Raw genomic sequence first — 18298 nt, forward strand, 5'->3', positions numbered from 1 at the left:
GCAGGTGGTTCTGACAAGATGCATGCTGGCAGCCTGCGGTCCGACGTGTCACTCCAGTCCCACGAAATCGACATCGGTCAGCGTATCGGTGACTGTTACAACACGGGGAACGAAGCGGTAGCTGCGTGAGTTGACCGTCATCACGAACGAATCGCCCACAGGCACGCCCTCGAAACGGTAGTAACCGAACGAAGATGTGACCGCACCGCGTGTGACACCTGCCGCGTCGGTCATCGTCACCGTGGCGTTACGCAATCCGCGCCCGTCCGGCGTGAGGACGCGGCCTGACACTTCAACACCTGCTGCGGTCGGAGGCAGGAACTCCAGTCCCCAACCGCCTGCGATGCTTCCGATTGCCGTCATTGTGAGCGGTGAGCCGTTGTCGTCTCGGACATAGAGGTTCCAGTTGCCCATAGGGCTTGTCAGCCCGAATGCCCCGAACATCGTCTGCGTGACGGGCCTTGATACGACACAGCCCGGTTCGATGTACGGCCCTGCAGGAGCTCCCGCAAAGTTCGTCACAGGCGTCTCGCAGGTCGTGGGCAGGTATGTGCCTGTCGTCAGCACATTCGAATCAGGCAGCACCGCCGCAGCACTGTCAGTAAAGCTCAGCGTTACAGGCGAATTCACATCTATAGTGAAAGGCCCGCCGGTATCGCCCATCAGCACATACTTGGCACCGTTCGGCCCTACGAGCAGTATGTCTATGTTGTCCGGGATATCGTGCGACAGGTCATACAGAGTAACTCTCATGGACCCGATGACCGTCGGTCCTCCCGTAACGTTGATGGTCGAAGGGTTCGGTGATCCTGCCGTTCCCAAGAACATATCTATCGCCGTCGCATTGCGGAACTGCGATGCGGTGTCGTTTATGTTCAGCACGGCGGTATTCGGCGATCCTATGTCGGCATTGACGTTGTTGGTCAAAGACAGGTTGACCGTCTCGGCGCCTTCATTGATCACATCACCGCACAGAGGTACGCTGAAAGATTCGGAATCGTCATTTATCGCAAAGTTCAGCGTCACCGGCCCCGTGTAAACATAATCCACACCCGAAGTCGTGCAATCAGCACCGCCTGTCGCCGTCCCGTCTGTCAGCACCACATCTACGCTCGACGTGCCCGACAAACTGCCCGTCCTCGTCACCGTGATCACCGCACTCTGCGACTCATCATCCATGAACGTCGAAGCCGCGAACTGCACCTCGGTTGTAGGCGTCGGTGTCGGCGTCGGCGTCGGTGTCGGCGTTGGCGTTGGCGTCGGTGTTGGTGTCGGCGTAGCTGGCGGTGCTATAAACACCGATATGTCCGGAATCGAAAAATCATCGGCAAAATATCCGCCAAAGATTTCGGATCCCGTCGTCAGATCTCTAACGAAGATGCCCTGGCTGCCAAACAAAAACGAGTTATGTGCGGCATACAGTTTGCCCGTCGCACCGCTGATATCGATGCCGATCCCGCTGTTAATAGTTAGTGTCGCAGGTGGGATCGATACCGTAAACATCTTTCCGGTTGTCGGACTTGGCGTTCCGCCCGAACCTCCGATGGTGACAAGGCCGTCGTTGCGATAGTCCCAGCCGTATAGCGTTGTCGAGGTCGACCCCGCAATATTGTTCGAATGAGCTATCCCGACTATGGAGAAATTAGTTATCCCGTTTTGCGGATCGGCCGAGTCAAATTCGAGATTTGAGTCTGTCGCCAGGACAGCTCCGGTGTTTGGGTTAATTCGAAAGTTCTTATTGAACGCGAATGACGATCGAGTAATTACTCTGATCATGTCTGCTACCGGGTCAAAGTCCATATCGACACTGGCGCTATTATTTGACCCGAGGCCAAATGTTGGACCGACGGGCGTACAAAGCGCGGTGTTTATGTCAATTGTATAGATCTGGGCTTGAGAACCGGAGAAATTAGTACTGATCCCGTAGAGTTGCCCCGTTGAGGGCCGGAAGTCAATACTACGTATACTGTGTCCTGCAATCACACCGGTGATTTGACCGACAGTCGCTATATATTCAGGAAGATCAGTAGTGAATCTAACAAGCTGAAGGCCTCGTTCATCGCTGAAAAGGTCGAAGGAGGTAATTCCGTAGATCAGCTCATAGGCGAGCGGGCCCGGCGTGGGCGAAGGCACGGGCGTGGGTGACCCTTGACAGTCCTTCTCAAAGATATACGCGGAACCCTTGTCTGTTAGCGGTGAATCATCACTATTAGATCCGATCAAGATGATATCGCCGAATACAGCGACGGCATTCCCAAATAGATCCGAGGCAGATCCACCCGAGGCCACGAGCTTCTGTTGTTCGGTCCAATCTATTCCTATTAAGTCGAAAACATAAGCGGAGCCTTGATTGACGCTATTAGCGTTTTCTTCGGATGCCGCTACTACGATCGTGCCGCCCTGTATGGCCACACTGTTTCCGAACCTATCCGAAGGTGCTCCGTCGCTGGCTAACAATCGATCAACCTCGCTCCAGCTGATGCCGGAGCGTGAGAATACAAAAGCTGATCCCTGATCTGTGTATTGAGTGTCACTACCTGGTGCACCGACCGTTATCACATCACCGTCGATCGCGACGCTGACGCCGAAGTAGTCATTTGCGGCTCCCACGGATGCAACCAATTTCTGCTGCAATGTCCAGATTCCGCTGCTTTCCGTAAACACATACGCCGAGCCGCGATCTAGTTGCGGTTCGTCATCAGATGGCGCCCCGACAACGACGGTATCTCCACTGATATCGACACTCGACCCGAAATAATCATACGGTGCTCCATCGAATGTAACGAGCTTTTGCTGCTCGCTCCAAATGCTGCCGCTTCGTGTGAACACATACGCAGAACCTTGGCCAACATTAGACACCGTATCATTCACGGCACCCACTACCAGCTTGTTTCCATCAACCGCAACAGAGGAACCAAACGCCTCAAAACTGTCGGCGTCCGAGGCGGTCAATTTACTTTGTTGAGTCCAAACGCTCCCTGAACGTGTAAATATATACGCCGCACCATTCTCAGAAAGTGGTGCAGTTCTAGCGAGGTGGGCACCTACTGCAATGGTGTCGCCGCTGATCGAGACACTGATGCCAAACTGATCACCCGCTTCAGCGTCTGAGGCTACGATCTTCTGTTCCAGAGACCACACGCCACCGATCCGTCTATAAATGTATGCCGCTCCGCTTGACGGCATCGATGTGCCGTGAAACGGCGCTCCGATAACCGCAGTATCGCCGCTGACATCAACAGACCATGCGAACCTGTCGTTAGCCTCGCCGTCGGCTGCAACTAGGTTGGATTCTTCCCCCCAGCTCCCAACACCTGGACAAGGGATTGGAGTGGGCGTCGGGCTGGGTGTCGGTGTCGGTGTCGGCGTCGGCGTCGGCATCGGTGTTGGCGTTGGGGCGGCGGTCAGTTCGAGTTTGGACGCGAATGCGTCCCAGTCGCCACCGTTGTAAACGGTACTAAATGCCCCGGCAGTCGTCGGGAAACCTGATTGCGTCGTGCCGCTGACATAGACATCACCCACGGCATCAACAGCCAAACCTCGAACACCGTCGTTATTAACGCCGCCGAGAAATGTTGAGTAGGTGAGGTCTGATGCTCCGTTTCCGTCAAGTCTGAAACGTGCGATAAATACATCCGCATTTCCGTTATAGGTGGTGTCATATGCACCCGTGGTTGTCGGCAGCGTCGAAGAACCGGTACTGCCGGCGATCACGACCGAGCCATCCGAGAGAAGCGCGATCGCTTCGCCGGTGTCGTTGGCTGTGCTTCCGAAAACGGTCGAATAAACAACGGCACTTCCGGCCAGGTCAAACTCGGTGATGAAAGCGTGATTGTTCAAACTAAACGTGGTTTGATACGCGCCGGTCGTCCTCGGGAACGTGGTAGATCCGGCGTTGACACGACCCGTAACGACAGCATTACCGGCCGGCCTCAAAACTATGTCAACGCCTGCCTCATTATTACCTCCGCCGAGGAATGTTGAATAAACAAGGGCAGTCCCTGTGGGATTGAGCTTTGTGACAAATGCGTCGTTCGATCCGCCAAACGTCGTTTGAAAAGCCCCGGCTGTTGTCGGATATGAGCTACCGCCGGCAATGCTGGTGACGTGGGCATTGCCGTCCGCGTCAACGGTGATCCCGTATCCGATATCGTCAGAGGTCCCGCCAAGGAAAGTTGAATAATCGAGCGCACTGCCGGAAGTATTCAGCTTCAAGACGAATGCGTCTTTGCCGCTGATAGTAGTATCGAAAGCGCCGGGCGTCGTCGGAAAGTTTGATGAAAATGTTTCACCGGTCAGGTAAGCATTTCCTGCTGCATTGACTGAGATCGAATTTGGATGGACAAAATCGACCATAGATCCGCCAATGTAGGTTGAATAGACGAGAGCGTTTCCTACGGAATTGAGTTTTGTGAACAAAATGTCATAGTCGCCGTTCGCGGTCGTATCAAATGCACCGGCGGTCGTGGGATAGTCCACTGATCTGCCTTGCCCGCCAACGTAGGCATTGCCGTCCGCATCGACCACGACACTTGCACCATAATCATCCGAAGCTCCGCCCAAATATGTGGAATACACTAGGGCTGATCCCGTGGTATTGAACTTTGTCACGAACATATCCCACGAACCGTTGATCGATGGATCGAATGTTCCGGGCGTCGTCGGGAACGCGGCAGAGAAAGTAGAACCGGTGATATATGCGTTTCCGGTCGCATCGATCGTCATCCCAAGTCCGTCGTCGCGCATGTTCGTTCCGAGAAATGTCGAATAATTTAGGCCCGGAGCGTCCGGTTCGTTTTCGGCAATTGCCTGCTTCTCCTTGATGGGGTTGGCGGAAAGCCGGATCCGGTCTGAAGCATCAACCGCAAAACTCATTCGCCTTTCGCCGGAGACATCTTCGGTCAGAACTACGACAACCGGATTTGCGACCTTGATCGCTCCGGAACCGGTATCGAAAATCACACCGCCGTCGTCAGCTAGCGATACGCTGTCAGCTCCACTGAAAGTCCATTCGACCTGCTCCAATGCTGCTTCAGATTCTGCGGTTATCACCGGCTCGAGGATGCCGTCGGCCCTTCCACGCCATGTGAGGTCGACGCCGAGATAGATGCCCGATGAGCGAACCTCTCGAAAGTTTTCGACATCGATGCGATGGTTTGCGGCCTCACCGATGAAGTAATTCGTGCGGTGTTCGAGCTTGCCTGCGCCCGCTTGTTCGCCTGCCGTCGTGGCTCCCGAAAGCGTCATATAGACCGCGGCAGCCGATTTCGGCCGCTCGACGTTTCGCCCTGGGGCGAGATCCGGATTAGGCTCGTCAGAATCAGATACTTTTTGCCGGGTGTTCTCGACTGCAACAAAAACAGCATCCAGCCGGGTCAGGAAAATGCTGTTTCCTGCCGAACCCCGAACAAAATATGTGACTTCCGGATGATGCTGGCCGCGGTTCTCTTCGAAATACACTCCGACAGAGCTACGCTGCTCGATCCTACCTCTACTTTCAACCGATGCAATTCCCGCCGGCAGGATGCCGTCCAGAAAGATCATGCCGGCAGCCGTCATCACCGCCAACAATACCATTACCGTTCCGAATATATACCGTGTTTTCCTCATCGATTTTCCTCCGTTTCTCGGGCTTCTTCCTTCGGCCTTGCTGCCTACCACAGGCCGCGAATTCAAACCGAAATCTAACCCTCTATCTACTAACGCCGAAGACCGCAGTAGAACCCGTCAAAAAAATATGAAAAAATGAAAAAAATTATGATTCGACAACTGCGGTCGTTAGCGATCGATCCATGATTGGAATTTGCTAATGCACGGCTGCAAGAAGTGGAATACACGGCTGCAGCGGCGGAGGCAGCAATGGCAGAATGGGCGGCATTATCGACGGCATTGTGTCCGGCGCCGCCGCGTGTGTATCACGCCTCAAAACACGCGCCTGCTGCCATTCTGCACAGCGGCCCGTCTATTATCTGACCTTGTTACGTGATCCTGACGTGCAAACGGCAAATGGCGACGGGCACTTCTTACCCGCCGCCGCGTGTCGCCGCGGTGTTTTGGGGCGTTTTCGGGCACGTTTTTGGCAATTTCGCATCACTTTTTGGCGATTTTTGGTGCTATTTTGCTTACTGCTCCGCAAGAGCACTTTTTTGGCGGCCGATAGTATGCATTAACAATTTTGCAACGCCGTGATAAGCTATGCGAATAACTCCGAAAACGGAGGCTAATTACTCGTTTGTTCAGTGATCGGCCCGGCGGCGTTTTACAATTTTGCTTTTTTGGCAGGAGACCAATTTTATGACCGACCTTAATATCCCTTCGAACATCACCAACGAGGAACTTATCAAATTCGTTTCAGAAGCAGTGGAGCTGTGCAAGCCCGATAGTGTCTATTGGTGCGACGGCTCGCAGGAAGAATACGACCGCCTCTGCCAGGAGATGGTTGATTCTGGCACGTTCATCAAGCTAAACCCTGAAAAACGGCCTAATTCGTTCCTTGCCCGTTCGCATCCGTCTGACGTAGCCCGCGTTGAGGACCGCACGTATATTTGCTCGCGTGCCAAAGGCGATGCCGGCCCGACCAACAATTGGATGGCTCCGCACGAGATGAAGCTGATCTTGAAGAAGAAGTTCGATGGAGCCATGAAAGGCCGTACGATGTACGTTATCCCATTCTGCATGGGCCCGATCGGATCACCGATCTCGCAGTTCGGCGTTGAGATCTCGGATTCGCCATATGTTGCGGTCAATATGCGCATAATGACCCGCATGGGCAATCAGGCACTCGACGCGATGGGTGACGGTGAATTCACCAAATGTCTGCATTCGGTCGGAATGCCGCTCGAAGGAGGCCAGGCCGGTGTATCATGGCCGTGCTCGCCCGATCCGAAAGATAAGTACATCGTTCATTTTCCTGAAGAAAACTCAATTGTTTCCTACGGATCCGGCTACGGCGGCAACGCTCTGCTTGGGAAGAAATGTCTTGCTCTGCGTATCGCTTCGACGCTCGGCCGTGCCCAGGGCTGGCTTGCGGAACATATGCTGATCGTCGGCGTCGAATCGCCTGACGGCCAGAAAGATTACGTGTGTGCAGCGTTCCCATCGGCGTGCGGCAAGACGAATTTCGCGATGCTCATCCCGCCGAAGCCTTTCCAGGAAGAGGGCTGGAAGATCACGACGGTCGGAGACGATATTGCTTGGATCAAGCCCGACGAAACTGGCAAACTGCGTGCGATCAACCCCGAAAACGGTTTCTTCGGCGTCGCCCCGGGAACGAATTATTCCACCAACTCGAACGCGATGGAATCGATCCGCGAGAACACGATTTTCACAAATGTTGCTCTCACTGACGACGGTGACGTGTGGTGGGAAGGCATGGACGGCGAACCGCCGGCACACGCGATCGACTGGCAGGGCAACGATTGGACCCCCGCATCGGAAGCCAAAGCCGCTCATCCGAACGCCCGTTTCACCGCACCGATCACTCAGTGCCCTGTCGCGGATGAGAGTTTCAACGATCCCAAAGGCGTGCCCGTTTCGGCATTTATTTTCGGCGGCCGCCGCAACAGCGTCGTCCCGCTTGTACTTCAGTCGTTCAATTGGGCGTTCGGCGTTTATCAGGCCGCGACGATGGGTTCTGAAATGACCGCCGCAGCCTTCGGCAATATCGGCGAGGTTCGCCGCGATCCGTTCGCGATGCTGCCGTTTGCCGGCTATCACATGGGTGATTACTTCTCGCATTGGCTCAATTTCGGCCGTCAGATACCCGAACCGCCGCGTATCTTCTCGGTCAATTGGTTCCTCAAGGATGAAGACGGCAAGTTCGCTTGGCCCGGATACGGCGAGAATATGCGCGTACTCAAATGGATCGTGGAGCGTGCCCGCGGCAAGTCCATCGGCAAGGAAACGCCGCTAGGCTGGATGCCGCGGTATGAGGATATTGACTGGCGCGGACTGGACTTCACCGAGGAACAATTTAACAAGGTGATGAACCTCGATCGGGATATGTGGCTCCAGGAGATAGCGATGCACGACGAACTCTTTTTCCAGCTTTATGACCGTCTGCCGAAGGAAATGACGTTCATTCGTGAACTGCTCGTTTCTAATCTCTGGCGTTCACACGATCTCGGTTTGGCCGCACCGCGAGTCGAACCCGAAGAGGCTGTGAAGGCCGCCGGTTAATGATCTTTGCGAAGGGGCTATCCACTCAATAATAAGGAGCGAATTTCGGTTCGCTCTCTTTTTTTGATTAGTGCTATACTGACGTCAATTGATCGAAAGGAGCCTATCAAAATGACATCCATTCTTGGCCGTTACTCGGAATATGCCTACGCGATCCTGCGTATTGTCACTGGGCTATTGTTCCTGATGCACGGCACGCAAAAGTTGTTCAATTGGCCTCCCCGTGACGGCGACTGGACGTTTCCGGCGGGTATTATTCTGGTCGCTGCGTTTGTTGAGCTTGTCTTTGGAGCGATGGTGATGATAGGCCTTTTTTCGGGGATCGCCGCCTTCATTTCCAGCGGTACGATGGCCGTCGCCTATTTCATGGCCCATTTCAGCATGTCGGCATTTTGGCCTCTGCAGAATAAAGGCGAATTGGCGGCGATCTACGCGTTTTTGTTCCTTTTCATCGCTGCCAAAGGATCGGGCGTTTGGAGCGTTGATTCGCTTTTCAAAGGCTCAACTGCTGCTTCTAACGACTAGATCGCGGCAAACATTGGCGGCTTTTTGTCATCTAAACCCGCAGTATCGTGGGATCGAAATAAGGAGGTTTTCATGAACGATTTTTCAACAAGTTACGGAGCACCGGCAATTGTAGCCGCACCGGTAGAGAGGGCGGCATTCATTCGTCGTACATATACGCTGCTGGCTTTCGCAGTTCTCGCCTTTATTGCCCTTGAGGCGGTTTTGTTCACTACAGGTATCGCTCAAGTGATTGGGACCCTGATCTTTTCCGGCGGCAGTATCGGATGGCTCGTCGTACTCGGACTCTTCATGCTGGTTTCGTTTTTGGCAAACCGCTGGGCTGTTTCGGATACCTCGATCGCGACGCAATACATCGGGCTCGGCATCTTCATTGTCGCCGAAGCGATCATCTTCATTCCGCTTCTGCTGGTCGCGGCCTCGTACGCGGGCGATACCTCGACCATTGCCAAGGCGGGCGTCGTCGCTCTCGGCTTGTTTGCCGGTCTGACGGTAACGGTGTTCATTACGCGTGCTGATTTTTCGTGGCTCGGACCGATCCTTGCGATCGCAGGTTTCGCGGCACTCGGGTTTATTGTTGCCAGCCTGCTGTTCGGGTTTTCGTTGGGTAACGTATTTGCGTTCATCATGGTCGCCTTTGCAGGCTCATCGATCCTGTATCAGACGTCGAACGTGCTGCATACGTTCAATACAAAACAGCACGTCGCCGCATCCCTGACGCTATTCGCCAGCGTGGCACTGCTTTTCTGGTATCTCCTGACCATTTTCAGCTCACGAGACTGATCTAAAGGTTCAACTTCATCGACGATGGGCTGTTCGGAGAATACTTCGGACAGCCTAATTCATATCAGATCAGATTGGATCAAAACGCCCGATCGCGTTGGCGTCGTAGACAAAGACGGTTACCTCGCCGGTTGCGGGGACGATTTTCTTGATACGCTTGCCGTCGCCGTCGTAGCGGTATTGGCCGATGACGGTGTTGTATTGGTCGCGGACTTCGGTTTGTTTATTTTCTGCGTCGTAGGTGAAGGTGCGGCCTTGCGGGTCGTTTGTGGTGTTGCCGGCCGAATCGTAGCTCCAGCCTGTTGAGGTCAGGCGGTTGTTGCTGGCCGAGATCGTCGGGTTGCAGATCGCTTCGGGGCAATTTGGGTCGGGGAATGTCGTGTTGCCACCGGTGAAGTCAAATCGCCGGTTTCCATAACGGTCGAATGTGTAGGTCTGTTTCCAAGACTGCGTAGCCGAACCGCCGTGCGGCGTGACGTTCTCGACCGCAGATTTTAGACGATTCAGCGAATCGTAAGTATATTCCTGCACCGCCGTAAAGCCAGTGTTCACTCCAACCGTCGGGACGGTGATCGTCTGCTTTGTGATGTTCCCATTATTCACTGTCGCCGTCGCTCCGTATTCGTGATCGAGCTTCAATAAATTCGTCGCACCGTTGGTTGAGCCAGCGACGCCAGGAGGACGTTCATAGAGACAAAGTCATGCCAACGAGAAGTGTAAAATCAGGCGCTTGGCAAGGTCTTCTCTGATGATGACGTGATTCGTCAATGATCGCTACTTTTTGCAGAAGCTATCTACGGCACCCGTGATTTCGGTATTTTGTATTTGGACAGAAAGCTACCGATCAATATCTCGCGGCCGTCGCGCCACCGGATCCATCCGAAAAAGTCATCATCCGGTGTAGTAATAACATTCTTTGCTCGCACACGCATCCACTCGCCTTCTAGGCGGTTAAAATGGAGTTGATCGTAATGCCGGTAACGGTATTCCTCGATAACATCGCCATTTGGTTTATCCCGCAGTTTTACACCTCCTGATATATAAATACTGTGATGGTAGGTGAAGAACTGCGCCCAACTTATTTTCACCCAATTTGGGTCAGATCGTACAATGTATTTCGTCTCGCGTGTTCTCTCGTTGATCTCCACCTTGTACCAGCTTTTCGACTCGCCTACGATTCTGTAGTAATCCGAATACCTAAAACCTATCGGGTCAAAATCCTTCGGCAGACTACCCTCCATCAACACGCAATCGTAGCTGTACCAAAGCTTGCCGTCGGAGTCAAAGAAAGATAGAAACGATCGCCCACTGTCTCGTGCCCAATAAGTGTGCCTGCAGTTCAGCTCTTTTTTCAAGGAACAAGCGGTATTCCACCAGACCCAAGGCGTTGCGAGTCCGTCGGAATCCTTAAATTCCTCTTTACTCGGTGCGGTGACCGACTCTGCTTCTTCAGATACTTCTTGCCCGATCACCGGATTTGTAAAAAAAACGACAAAACCGCAGATCAACAAACAGCTTAATACCATTCGCAATTCAATGACGTATTTTGTATTCATTCTCGTTTCCTCCTGCGTTCTTTTAGTTGCATGGTATCACTGCCCCGCTAAGACCATAGCATGGCCCCGCACTAACCTGACGATCCGGCCGGGCAGGTTGTCCCAGATGACCTGCCGGACCTGGAGAGGCGTCAAAGGGCACATAGCGGTCGGTAAAGCTCTCAACTACGCGTACCTCGGTAGCAAATCGAGTAAATGGCTCAATCAGCGGAAGTCTGTAGGCTTCCCGTACCACAACCTCAAATCCACGGAACAATTCGTCGTGTCGGACTGGCATCGACCCGTCATTCATTAACGCACCTCGGTCCAGGCTGCCGTCAGCAAGCTGACCGGTAGTTGCGGAGAACATATTCTCCCTGGTTAGGAGATGTGCCAACAACGTCTCTGTCGCAAATATTACGAATGATCCGTCGGCATCACCTCGGTATAAGGAGAGAGTTGCTTGAATATTTAATAGGTTGACAATGTCGCCATCTTCGTTAGCCGACTGGGTAGGATTAGGGCCCCTAATTGAGCCGACATTCCATTTCTCGTCGGTAAATCCTATGCTAATCCGAGTTGTTGACGGGTTATTGATAAGTTCATTAATCTCACGCCTATATCTCTCCGCCATTCTGTAAACCATTGACTGGGCACTGACAACATCAGAATCACTACCGTCGTTCCCTACGAGAACAAAAGCCTGGTCGGATCGGGCCACCTTGTAATCTTTACCGCCAATGTTTATATAAAGATCCTTCCCTCCCGGATCTTTATACAATACTGGATTGTTTCGAGCGTATTGATAGAGGTTCCAACTTTGCGGCGCAGCGATGCTGGTATTGTAGGCGAAGTAATCAGGACTTGAAAATCGGCCCAAGTCACTTCGGTACATTCTTGCCTTCGCGAAATCAAGGTCGGTTTCCTGATCGCGTTCGTAGGTGGTGAAGTTTCGGCGGACAGTATCACTGTCGTAGCCGAGTTCCATCGTGCGTTGAGATGTGTATATCTGTTCGCCGAAGGGCATGAAGTCGCGTCTTGATGTGACGTTGCCGTCGCGGTCGGTGTTTATGCGTGGGGAACCGAGGTGGTCGGCTGTTAGGTACGCGACTTTGGCATTCTCAACCGATTCGACGACGGTTGAGTATTCGGCGACGAGCTTGCCAAGAGCGTCATAGACGAAAACGGTCGTTTCGCCGGTCGAAGGCACGTATTTCTTTACCCGCTTCCCGTCGCCGTCGTAAAAATACTGGCCGATGACGGTGTTGTATTGGTCGCGGACTTCGGTTTGTTTGTTTTCCGCGTCGTAGATGAACGTGCGGCCTTGCGGGTCGTTGGTTGTGTTGCCTGCCGAATCGTAGCTCCAGCCTGTCGAGGTCAGGCGGTTGTTGCTCGTCGAGACTGTCGGGTTGCAGATCGCTTCGGGGCAATTTGGGTCAGGGAATGTCGTGTTGCCGCTGGTGAAGTCAAATCGCCGGTTTCCGTAACGGTCGAAAGTGTAGGTCTGTTTCCAAGACTGCGACTGCGAACCGCTGTTTGGCGTAACGTTTTCGACCGCTGACCTTAACCGATTTAACGAATCATATTGATATCTCTGCCCAACAGCGATCATTTTCTTCGTTACGTTGCCATTTTCCAAAAATCGAGATCCCAATCCAACTTGTCCTTAAGAATTCGCAACATCGCATGCCCGACCCCAATCCTTTTCCGTTATTTTTTAACGCATTTACTTGTCCTGTCACCGAATCAATCTCGCCGTATTCCATCACGATCAGCCTGATTCATCAGGTTGCGGGGTAACATTATTTGGAATGGGCATAATTTGCGATAGATTCTCGATTCCAGCGATAGAGGCGGCCTCCAGTTGGTCGAGATTATCCACAACGATTGACTTCCCGCGAAAAGAGAGCAAAAACGATTCGTTTCTACGCTCGAAAACTAATGGATCGCGTTCCTCAAGTAAATCAACATCCAGCCTCTCAGAAAATCGAGCCTTTCTGGAGCCTTCCAAAAGAGCATTCAGCCACGAGTCAATGTAAACGAACCGCTCGGTTATTGACTCACCTCTTGATTCAATAGTGATATCACCAACAGGATCGATCGCCATCGGATCATCTGAATCTGCTTCATCGAGAACAAAATCAATCTTCATAAGTCATTTCAGTGGATAAATCGATCGAATTCCGCCTTGCGAGTTCAGAACCACCTTGACCGTTGTGGGTCGCCCGCCGATCTCAACAACACCTTGAAAGGTGCGGTTGCTCGCTCGAGTCGCAGTCGCAACGCCGTCAGTAACTATTTTTTGCCCAATCTCGACGACCCTTTCTAACGTGATCGATGGATCAATTGCTTTGAACTCGTCTAAGTGTCTATTCTTAATATGTTTCAAGTTTCTTTTGCTTACGTCAGCAACTGTCTTTTTACTTACCTCCTTCGTGATCTCTTTCTTAGCCTGTTGCTTTGCCCCACCAATTCCAATCTTGCGGAGGAGCCAAGCAATAATTCCCGTTTTAGCTATAACACCGCCAGCTCGATTTATGGGTAGATTCTCGACGGTGGCGTCTTGTATTCCATGGGGCCCAGGTAGTGGTCTTCCGTCGAAGTGACCCAAGTAGAGTACAAGCCCTTCACCAAGTGGGGCCATTCCTGTTTGTCCATAGAAATCTTCCAAGGTTGCGGCTGGATAGTAGTTTCCAGTCTGCTGATAAAGGAATTCAGCGAGGCTTTGCCAATTATCGTTCTTTTCCCAAACGACGAATCGATATCCGTTCTGATCTGGATCTGACCACTTCCACATGCCCGTTGGGTCGGTGAAGCAGAGCGGGTTGTTCCTGACGTAAACATATAGATTCCAACTCTGCGCGTCGCTCTCGAATTGATCCAAAAAGGGTTCGTCCGTTGAGGTGAAGCGTCCGTGATTTTTGTTGTAGTATCTGGCTTGTGCGAAATCGAGGTCGATTTCATCGTCTCTTTCATAGCCCGTGAATTTCTGTCTGATATCGTCGGATGAGTATCCGAGGTTTTGGGTTCGTTGGGCGGTGTAGAGGTCTTCGCCGTAGGGGAGATAGTCGTTTCTTGAGATCACCGCTCCGTCTCGATCCGTTTTGATCCGAGGGCTGCCGAGATGATCGCTCGTCAGATAGGCAATCTTTGCATTTTCTACGGATTCGACTTGTGTTGAATACTCCGCGACAAGTTTGTCCATCGCGTCATAGACGAACACCGTCACTTCGCCGGTTGCGGGGACGACCTTTTTGACACGCTTGCCGTTTCCGTCAAAGAAATACTGGCCGATTATTTGGTTCGCAGAGTTTCTTACTTCGTACTGCTTGTTCTCGCCGTCGTATGTGAAAACTCGGCCCTGCGGATCGTTGGTTGTATTGCCTGCCGAATCGTAGCTCCAGCCGGTGGACGTCAGGCGATTGTTGCTCGTCGAGATCGTTGGATTACATATCGCTTCGGGGCAGTTCGGATCGGGGAAGGTGGTGTTGCCATTCGCAAGATCAAACCGCCTGTTTCCGTAGCGGTCGAATGTGTAGGCCTGTTTCCAAGACTGCGTCGGCGAGCCGCCGTGCGGCGTGACGTTCTCAACCGCCGATTTCAAACGATTGAGCGAATCATAGGTATAGTCCTGCACTGCCGTAAAGCCAGTGTTAACACCAACCGTCGGAACCGTGATCGTCTGCTTTGTGATGTTGCCGTTATTTACGGATGCAGTCGCTCCGTATTCGTAATCGAGCTTCAGAAGATTCGTCGCACCCATCGTCGAGCCCAGACCGATCTGCGTTGGCTGCAATCTGGAACTAAACTGCGTGGATTCCCATTTGACGTTTCCGAGTTGCATCGACGTCACCGCACCGGCGGGGTTGTAGGTGAAATTCTCTGCGTAGTTCCAAAAACCGGCGTCGGCGTTTTTCTTGGACTGAACCATCGACAAATATCCGTAATTGTCGAGAACATTCTTCACAACTCTCCCGGACGGATAAACCTGCTCGACCATCGCACCGCTCAAATTATAAGCGTAGCCGGTCAAATAAGCCGTCCCGTCCGTCGTCTGCTTATGCCCGGTCACACGACCTAAGATGTCGAACGACGTGTATTCGGTTGTCGATACGCTGGAGGTCACTTTTGTAAGTTTACCCTTTGCGTTCGTCAAATTGTCATAAAAATAACTCACCGCCGGCGTCGAATCCGAATAGCTCCGCTGCGTCACACGATTCAAAGCGTCATAAGCGTAAGTCGTCGTAATGCTCCTCGCATCGGTTTTCGTCGTCAAATTCCCAATCGAATCATAACCGTAACTTATCGTGCCGCTCTCAGGATTCGCCGCCGTGAGCAGCCTCGACAAACTGTTGTACGTAAAAGTCCTAGTCTGCACGCCCTGCGTCACCGTCGTCAGATTATTGAGCGTGTCATAAGTGTAAAACGTCGGTTGGTTAGGACTGGAAACAGCCCCAAGCTGGCCTGCGTCATTTGGCTCGTCAACCCGTATGAGTTGGCCGAGTGAATTTGTGATCGAACGCCGCTGCTTACCGGCTTGGTCGGTGACTGTGACAACAGTACCAATTTGCCCGCCGGAAGTTGCGAGATCGTAGTCTGTCTCGACAACCGCGTTGTCTGGCGTTGTAACCCTCCACAGCCGGCCGGCGGCATCAAAGGTGTTCGAGGTCCAGAAAATATCCGACGAACCGTTCGCCGTGGCGCAGCTCTGCCCGGTAAAGCCTCGAAACGGATTCGAAGACTTGGAGACACGGCTCATATTGTCGTAGCAGGAGAGAGTAAAGATATCTCCTGTTTCTGCATTGACGGATTGTGTCTTGACCGTGCGGCCAAGCCCGTCAAACCACGAAACACCCTCATTCCAGCTAGTTGCATCGATCTGAGAACGTGCTTTAACGAATCGCTGGCTTGCCGGAAGCTGTCCGTTCGTATCGGGCTGGCCGTATTCCGTGATCGTCTGATGTCCGTTCGGTGCAATAACGCGGGTAGGGCGGAGCAGCGGGTCGTTGTACTCCATTGTCGATGTCTGCCCGTTTGCGTCTGTAGAGGTCAGCGGGAGTCCCGTGTTGTAGTCGTATGTGATGAACGATTCAAACGCTGTGTTGGAACCATGGACTCCATACGGGTCAGGCACAGGCGTTGTTACCTTCGTAGGATAGGCGAAAGCATAGTCGTCGTCATATTCTGTGACCGTGTCATGGCCCCGCCCGTCCCGGGTTTTCCTTAGATTCCCAAACTGATCATAATAGTTCTTTGTTTCGACAAAGTAGCCATTCGCGATGTCGTAGTAGCTTTTCACCGAGGTCAGGTTGCCAAGGATCGATGTATTCGGATCGACCCAACTGCCCGCGGCCGCGGTTGGCATCGTGCCTGACGAGGAAAGGGTATGTCCGCTCTGGTCGTAAAAATACTGCGTTTTTGCTTTGACGTTACCGTTTTCGTCCTTGATACGAGTTTCTGTAACAAGACCGTGGATATATCTGCTCTTGTATTGTCCGTCGTAAAGGTAATCGTACTCGGTTATCCTGACCAGTGTTTGCGGGTTGAAATAAGCGCTGAAGGTACCGAAGTTATTCAAAACGTACTCGGCGGCAGCCTTCGAAACCGTAACGTATCCGTGTTCTTTGACGCGTTTGACGTTTAGATAAGCAAAGTATTCGAGATCACTGTGCCAATCGAACTCATTTTCGGTCATCGTCATCAATGCCGTCGAGCTATTTGGCTCGATCGTGATCGAAATACTCTTTTCTAGCCGCGGATCGCGGGTGGCATTCTGGTGGGCTCCCGAACCTCTCGGCCCTTCCATGGTATAGGAGTTTAGCGTCCGCCGGATCATTGAATCGGATGCTGTATAAAACCTCTCTTCAAGAATGCTGCCTGCCGTCGCATCGTCAAAACCGTATTTCAGATAACCGGGAGCAAGTCCCTGCTTTATTATTCGAACGGTGTAGGTACCGTCAGGGTTCGTGACACGCGTCCAGTATCCGTTGGTATTTCCAGCAGAATATTGCCACAACAACTCGTCATTGCCCGTACCGTTCTCGCTTACCCATCGCTTTACCACGCCTCGATTGGCCTGTGTGTAAGGATCGTTCATAGGAGAAATGCCCGTAATTGTGTCGTATTCGAACCGTTCATACGCTCCGGTTGGGTAAATTATCGTATCTATCTCGCCATACACGTTGTATCTGAACCGGTACGCTCGACCGTCAGGCAGTTCTAATTCCGAAAGCAGCAAGGGATTGAAAAGAGAATCGGGCGTAACCCGAGTACCCGCGGCCGATCCGAACAGACTGGGTGATACTTGTGAGTATTGTCCTGTGGGTATTGAATCCCCAAGATAGTGTAGATCGTCATTAGGATTCGACAGGATTGTCGCCTGGGTCTGCGGATGCCGTAAATAACGCCATTTCAGTATGTAAGACATTGCTTCATTCCCGAAGCCCGGAAATTCAAGCACTTGGTCTCCATCAGCATTACTCAGATTATTCGAATTTACTGGCCGTCCAAGAGTATCAACAGAAGAGACTTTATTTCCGGCAACATCGAAAAACGCGCGATTGCCGCCAACAATGTATTTGGAACCATCGGGAAGAAAAAGTGTTCCAGAGTAAGCATCGTCTCGAACAAATTTCATACGGGAGCCGTCCGTCGAGAAATAGGTTTCTGGATATGATGGTTGGTATGGGAGAATGTGAACTTTGTCATCTTTGCGAAATTCTACGGTGGAGCCATTTGGCATTTGAAGCCTAAAGCTATCAACAATGAAATTCTGATAATAATTCTCGATACCCGCAGGGTCACCCAGAGAATCATAGAGCGAAAGCCAATCATTAGTGAAGCTGGGAAATCCCCCGCGAAGCTGCCAGCCGGAGACAGTATTTTCCGCAAATTGCACAGAGACCCATGAGTAGAAGTTGTCAGTCAACATCCCGTGTTGAAAGGGCGGGAAACCGAGAGGCTGGCAACAGGTGCCCTCCATATAGTAACCTTCGTACTGCATCTTCCACACCTTCGAATTGTAGGAAAGTTCAAATGGTATTGACGTCTTTCCGCGTCCCGAGTAAGTAGTCAGAGGCAAATTGAATGACATTCCCAATGTGATGGGATCTACCTTCAAATCGAGCTTATTCGCATAATCAACAGAGTATTGTTGATATTGGACATTCTGCGGTCGGGCGATCACCGACAGACCGAATACAAAAAGCACAACGGCCAACCCTACTCCAATGTAACGATGAGATTCGCGGTATTTCATAATTCCTCGCATTGTCTAT

Annotated in this window: 10 protein-coding genes; 4 read left to right on the plus strand and 6 right to left on the minus strand. The window is 52.2% G+C overall.

Features of this window, described 5'->3' with window-relative positions; all coding sequences use genetic code 11:
* Positions 1 to 48: 48 nt before the first annotated feature.
* Positions 49 to 5610: a DUF4394 domain-containing protein gene (locus tag IPM50_14100; protein QQS32767.1), complete on the minus strand. Its 5562-nt coding sequence runs from the start codon at positions 5608 to 5610 to the stop codon at positions 49 to 51.
* A gap of 257 nt (positions 5611 to 5867) precedes the next feature.
* Between IPM50_14100 and IPM50_14105 the strand changes: the two genes are divergently transcribed.
* The 4 genes from IPM50_14105 to IPM50_14120 all read left to right on the plus strand — a co-directional run bounded on the left by IPM50_14105 (position 5868) and on the right by IPM50_14120 (position 9486).
* Complete coding sequence (locus tag IPM50_14105) at positions 5868 to 6170, plus strand: hypothetical protein (protein ID QQS32768.1); 303 nt, start codon at positions 5868 to 5870, stop codon at positions 6168 to 6170.
* 124 nt (positions 6171 to 6294) lie between these two features.
* The gene (locus IPM50_14110; GenBank protein ID QQS32769.1) at positions 6295 to 8178 is read left to right on the plus strand and encodes a phosphoenolpyruvate carboxykinase (GTP); all 1884 of its coding nucleotides are present in this window, start codon (positions 6295 to 6297) and stop codon (positions 8176 to 8178) included.
* Between the two features lie 111 nt (positions 8179 to 8289).
* The gene (locus IPM50_14115) at positions 8290 to 8703 is read left to right on the plus strand and encodes a DoxX family protein (GenBank protein ID QQS32770.1); all 414 of its coding nucleotides are present in this window, start codon (positions 8290 to 8292) and stop codon (positions 8701 to 8703) included.
* A gap of 72 nt (positions 8704 to 8775) precedes the next feature.
* The gene (locus tag IPM50_14120) at positions 8776 to 9486 is read left to right on the plus strand and encodes a Bax inhibitor-1/YccA family protein (protein ID QQS32771.1); all 711 of its coding nucleotides are present in this window, start codon (positions 8776 to 8778) and stop codon (positions 9484 to 9486) included.
* A gap of 69 nt (positions 9487 to 9555) precedes the next feature.
* On the opposite strand, the gene IPM50_14125 is transcribed toward IPM50_14120, so the two are convergent.
* The 5 genes from IPM50_14125 to IPM50_14145 form a co-directional block, all read right to left on the minus strand.
* The gene (locus IPM50_14125; protein QQS32772.1) at positions 9556 to 10125 is read right to left on the minus strand and encodes a hypothetical protein; all 570 of its coding nucleotides are present in this window, start codon (positions 10123 to 10125) and stop codon (positions 9556 to 9558) included.
* Between the two features lie 155 nt (positions 10126 to 10280).
* Complete coding sequence (locus IPM50_14130; GenBank protein ID QQS32773.1) at positions 10281 to 11042, minus strand: hypothetical protein; 762 nt, start codon at positions 11040 to 11042, stop codon at positions 10281 to 10283.
* Between the two features lie 22 nt (positions 11043 to 11064).
* A complete protein-coding gene (locus tag IPM50_14135; GenBank protein ID QQS32774.1) occupies positions 11065 to 12675 on the minus strand; it encodes a hypothetical protein in 1611 nt (536 codons plus the stop codon).
* A gap of 117 nt (positions 12676 to 12792) precedes the next feature.
* A complete protein-coding gene (locus tag IPM50_14140; GenBank protein QQS32775.1) occupies positions 12793 to 13173 on the minus strand; it encodes a hypothetical protein in 381 nt (126 codons plus the stop codon).
* Between the two features lie 3 nt (positions 13174 to 13176).
* Positions 13177 to 18291 carry an RHS repeat-associated core domain-containing protein gene (locus IPM50_14145; protein QQS32776.1) on the minus strand — a complete coding sequence of 1705 codons (5115 nt, stop codon included), beginning with the start codon at positions 18289 to 18291 and terminating at the stop codon, positions 13177 to 13179.
* Between the last annotated feature and the right edge of the window lie 7 nt (positions 18292 to 18298).

It is taken from the genome of Acidobacteriota bacterium (assembly GCA_016700075.1).
In the GTDB taxonomy this organism is placed as follows: Bacteria; Acidobacteriota; Blastocatellia; order Pyrinomonadales; family Pyrinomonadaceae; genus OLB17.

Bases quoted from the DNA above. Each gene is read 5' to 3' on its own strand.
- IPM50_14100 (QQS32767.1), bottom strand. From the start codon at position 5,610: ATGAGGAAAACACGGTATATATTCGGAACGGTAATGGTATTGTTGGCG.
- IPM50_14105 (QQS32768.1), top strand. From the start codon at position 5,868: ATGGGCGGCATTATCGACGGCATTGTGTCCGGCGCCGCCGCGTGTGTA.
- IPM50_14110 (QQS32769.1), top strand. From the start codon at position 6,295: ATGACCGACCTTAATATCCCTTCGAACATCACCAACGAGGAACTTATC.
- IPM50_14115 (QQS32770.1), top strand. From the start codon at position 8,290: ATGACATCCATTCTTGGCCGTTACTCGGAATATGCCTACGCGATCCTG.
- IPM50_14120 (QQS32771.1), top strand. From the start codon at position 8,776: ATGAACGATTTTTCAACAAGTTACGGAGCACCGGCAATTGTAGCCGCA.
- IPM50_14130 (QQS32773.1), bottom strand. From the start codon at position 11,042: ATGAATACAAAATACGTCATTGAATTGCGAATGGTATTAAGCTGTTTG.
- IPM50_14140 (QQS32775.1), bottom strand. From the start codon at position 13,173: ATGAAGATTGATTTTGTTCTCGATGAAGCAGATTCAGATGATCCGATG.
- IPM50_14145 (QQS32776.1), bottom strand. From the start codon at position 18,291: ATGCGAGGAATTATGAAATACCGCGAATCTCATCGTTACATTGGAGTA.